General features: G+C 65.9%; 3 protein-coding genes. 2 read left to right on the top strand and 1 reads right to left on the bottom strand.

What is annotated here, in order from left to right; all coding sequences use genetic code 11:
• Positions 1-1,528, bottom strand: a 1,528-nt coding sequence (locus tag G3N93_RS36495; protein ID WP_206135189.1) for a sensor domain-containing diguanylate cyclase, incomplete at its 3' end; no start/stop codon positions are given.
• Here G3N93_RS36495 and G3N93_RS36500 point away from each other — a divergent pair.
• Both G3N93_RS36500 and G3N93_RS36505 read left to right on the top strand, forming a co-directional pair.
• Positions 1,467-1,709, top strand: a complete 243-nt coding sequence (locus tag G3N93_RS36500) for a hypothetical protein (protein WP_174938539.1) — start codon at positions 1,467-1,469, stop codon at positions 1,707-1,709. The two genes, G3N93_RS36495 and G3N93_RS36500, sit on opposite strands and share 62 nt — an antisense overlap.
• A 361-nt stretch (positions 1,710-2,070) precedes the next feature.
• Positions 2,071-3,606, top strand: coding sequence for an amino acid permease (locus G3N93_RS36505; protein WP_174940811.1), 1,536 nt, complete (start codon positions 2,071-2,073; stop codon positions 3,604-3,606).
• The last annotated feature ends 46 nt before the right edge of the window (positions 3,607-3,652 follow it).

Here is a 3,652-nt window from a genome sequence, read left to right on the forward strand (position 1 = left end):
CGGGTTGGGTGCCCGGCGCGGCCTCCAGCAGGCGGTTGCGGCCGCCGGACTTCGCGCGGTACAGCGCCTCGTCGGCCCGCCGCAGCAGTGTCGCGGCGTTCACGCGGCCGTTGGCGGAGGTTGCCGCGCCGATGCTGGCCGTGACGCGCCCGTACGGGCTTTTCGCGTGCTCGATGCCGAGCGCCGCGATCGCGCGCCGGATGCCCTCGGCAACGGTCAATGCGCCCTGCGCATCGGTGTCGGGCAGCGTGACGACGAATTCCTCGCCGCCGTAGCGCGCGACGTGATCGCTGTCGCGGCGCAGGCAGTGCGATGCGGTCTGCGCGACGCGCCGCAGCACGTCGTCGCCGGCCGGGTGGCCGTAGTAGTCGTTGAACGCCTTGAAGTGATCGACGTCGACGAACAGCACCGACAGCGGGCGGCCGCTGCGCGACGCCCGCTGCGCCTCCTTCGCGAGCACCATATCGAACGTGCCGCGGTTGTCGACGCCCGTCAGCGCATCGGTGTGCGCGAGCCGGTACAGCTTCGATTCGGCGATCTGCCGGCGCTTCAGTTCGCGCGACAGCGCCAGCGATCCCCACGCGATGAACCCGGTGAACAGGCACATCAGCACGACGGTCCAGACCGCGCGGTGGTGCCACGACGCGTAGATGTCGATCTCGGCGGGCGCGACGTCGACGATCAGCGGCAGGCCGGCGAGATGCCTGTAAACATAGATGCGCCGGATGCCGTCGATCGCGCCGACCCCGGTCAGCGCGCCGTCGCGGGTGCCCTGCGATTCGATGAAGAGTGGCGAGCTGTGCAGGTCGAGGCCGACCACGTGCGGGTCGTACGGCAGGCGCGACACGAGCGTGCCGTTGTTCTCGACGATCGCCGCGCTGCCGTGCTTGCCGACCGCAAGGCCGTCGAGCAGCGCGCGGAAGTAGTCGATGCTGAGCGTGCCGACGACGATGCCGGCGAACGTGCCGTCGGGCCGGTTGATCCGGCGGCTGAGCGCGATCGTCAATGCGCCGCCGCGCAGCCGGGCCGCGTATGGCTTGCTGATGTAGAGGCCCTGTGCGAGCCCGTCGCGATGCACGGCGAAATAGTCGCGGTCGGCAAAATTGCCTTGCCGCGCCGGCGACACGCTCGAATCGATCACGATATTGCCGTGCGCATCCATCACGAAGATCGACCCGAGATACTCGCCGGTCGCCGCGCGGTCGAACAGCAGCCGGTGGCGCTGGCGCGGCGGCAAGGTCATCAGTTCCGGGTCGGCTATGCCGTCGACGACGTTCTGCAGCGACAAATCGTAGAGTTCGATATTGCGCGCGATATCGCGTTCGATCAGCAGCATCAGGTTGCGTGCATTTTCGACCGCATGGTCATTTGCGTCGCGCCGCGCCTCGATTAAAAGCGACGTGGAAAGCCCCCAGCTGAACATCAGCAGCACGATCCCCGCAACGAGTACGCCGCGGGGCGACAGAATGCGTGCCACGATCGACGCGGTATGGCGTCGCAGCGCGGCGGGCAGCGTAAATGACTTCATCCTCGAGGGCGGCGGGCGGCGGATTTTCGCGTCGTTGGCGATTCCGTCCGCTGTTTATTTTGAATCGGGGCGCATTATCTCGCGAATTCCCGACATTCGCGTGCACATGCAAAACATGCATGCGGATACGGCGATTCCAAATTGTTACGCATCATTACTGCTTTACGTACGGGTGATTTGATTTGAATCAATCGTCAATATCGGTTGTATTGTCTGAATAATCCCGTGATTACCCGGCGATTATGAATGCTGGCTTGGTATCGGGCGGATGACGACAGGAGAGTGGAGAAACACCGGTTGGATCGGATAACCGGGTAGCCCTCTGTCGCGCAGGGTTTTCAAGCCGGACGGCGACTACGGCCCGGTTCGACGCGGCCAACCCCTTGATTCTGCGAAGTCTCAGCGGCGGCGGCGGGCGGCGGCACCTGAGCTGTCCCCGTGACGAATCAGGTAGAATCCGCGCTTCGCCGCAGGCGCCCACCGCGCTCCGATTCCGCATGCGCCGGCTACGGATGCCGGCCCGCTCAACGTTCGTCTCGTTTATGTCCGCAATTCCGAATTCCGACCCATCCGGTTCGTCAGCGAACCCACCCAAGCTTCATCGCGCGCTGAAGGCGCGCCACCTGACGATGATCGCCATCGGCGGCTCGATCGGCACGGGCCTGTTCGTCGCGTCCGGCGCGTCGATCTCGCAGGCCGGCCCCGGCGGCGCGATGGTCGCGTACATGGCGATCGGCCTGATGGTCTATTTCCTGATGACGAGCCTCGGCGAAATGGCCGCGTTCATGCCGGTGTCGGGCTCGTTCGCAACCTACGGAGCGAAATACGTGGACGAAGGCTTCGGCTTCGCGCTCGGCTGGAACTACTGGTACAACTGGGCCGTGACGATCGCGGTGGAGCTCGTCGCCGCGCAGCTCGTGATGCATTACTGGTTTCCGGACGTGCCGGGCGTGTGGTGGAGCGCGGCGTTCCTCGGCGTGATGTTCCTGCTCAACGCGCTGACCGTGCGCGGCTTCGGTGAAGCCGAATACTGGTTCGCGCTGATCAAGGTCGTCACCGTGGTCGCGTTCATCGGCGTCGGCCTGCTGATGATCTTCGGCATTCTGAAGGGCGCGCCGAGCAACGGCTGGGGCAACCTGACGATCGGCGACGCACCGTTCGCGGGCGGCCTGCCGGCGCTGATGGGCGTCGCGATGATCGCCGGCTTCTCGTTCCAGGGCACCGAGCTGATCGGCGTCGCGGCCGGCGAATCGGAAAACCCGCGCACGACGATCCCGCGCGCGGTGCGCCAGGTGTTCTGGCGCATCCTGCTGTTCTACGTGTTCGCGATCTTCGTGATCGGCGTGCTGATTCCCTATACCGACCCGAACCTGCTGAAGACGGACGTGACCGACATCGGCGTGAGCCCGTTCACGCTCGTGTTCCGCCACGCGGGCCTCGCCTTTGCCGCCGGCGTGATGAACGCGGTGATCCTGACGGCCGTGCTGTCGGCCGGCAACTCGGGCATGTACGCGTCCACGCGGATGCTCTACAACCTCGCGACCGAAGGCCGTGCGCCGAAGATCTTCGCGAAGCTGTCGCGCGGCGGCGTGCCGCGCAATGCGCTGTACGCGACGACGGCTGTCGGCGCGTTGTGCTTCTTCACGTCGCTGTACGGCGACAAGACCGTGTACCTGTGGCTGCTGAACACGTCGGGGATGACGGGCTTCATCGCGTGGCTCGGCATCGCGGTCAGCCATTACCGGTTCCGCAAGGGCTACGTGAAGCAGGGCTACTCGCTCGACCAGTTGCCGTACCAGTCGAAGTGGTTCCCGTTCGGCCCGCTGTTCGCGTTCGTGCTGTGTCTCGTGATCGCGCTGGGGCAGGACTATCAGGCGTTCCTCGCGAACCGGATCGACTGGGCCGGTGTGGCCGCGACCTATGTCGGCATTCCGCTGTTCCTCGTCGTGTGGCTCGGCTTCCGGTTCCTGAAGAAGAGCCGCTTCGTGCGCTACGAAGACATGGAGATCGCGCCGTGGATCGCCGCGAGCCGCGGCGCGCAGCAGCAGCCGGTGGCGAACCGCGAAACCGCGGGCTGACGCGGGCGCGGCCACCCGCCGCGCGACGTGAAGATCGGAAGAGCGC

The sequence above is a fragment of the Burkholderia sp. Se-20378 genome (genome assembly GCF_017104665.1).
Taxonomy (GTDB): domain Bacteria; phylum Pseudomonadota; class Gammaproteobacteria; order Burkholderiales; family Burkholderiaceae; genus Burkholderia; species Burkholderia lata.

What these genes read in the sequence shown, in the direction of transcription:
- G3N93_RS36500 (WP_174938539.1), top strand. Translation starts at nt 1,467, where the DNA reads ATGCGTGCCACGATCGACGCGGTATGGCGTCGCAGCGCGGCGGGCAGC.
- G3N93_RS36505 (WP_174940811.1), top strand. Translation starts at nt 2,071, where the DNA reads ATGTCCGCAATTCCGAATTCCGACCCATCCGGTTCGTCAGCGAACCCA.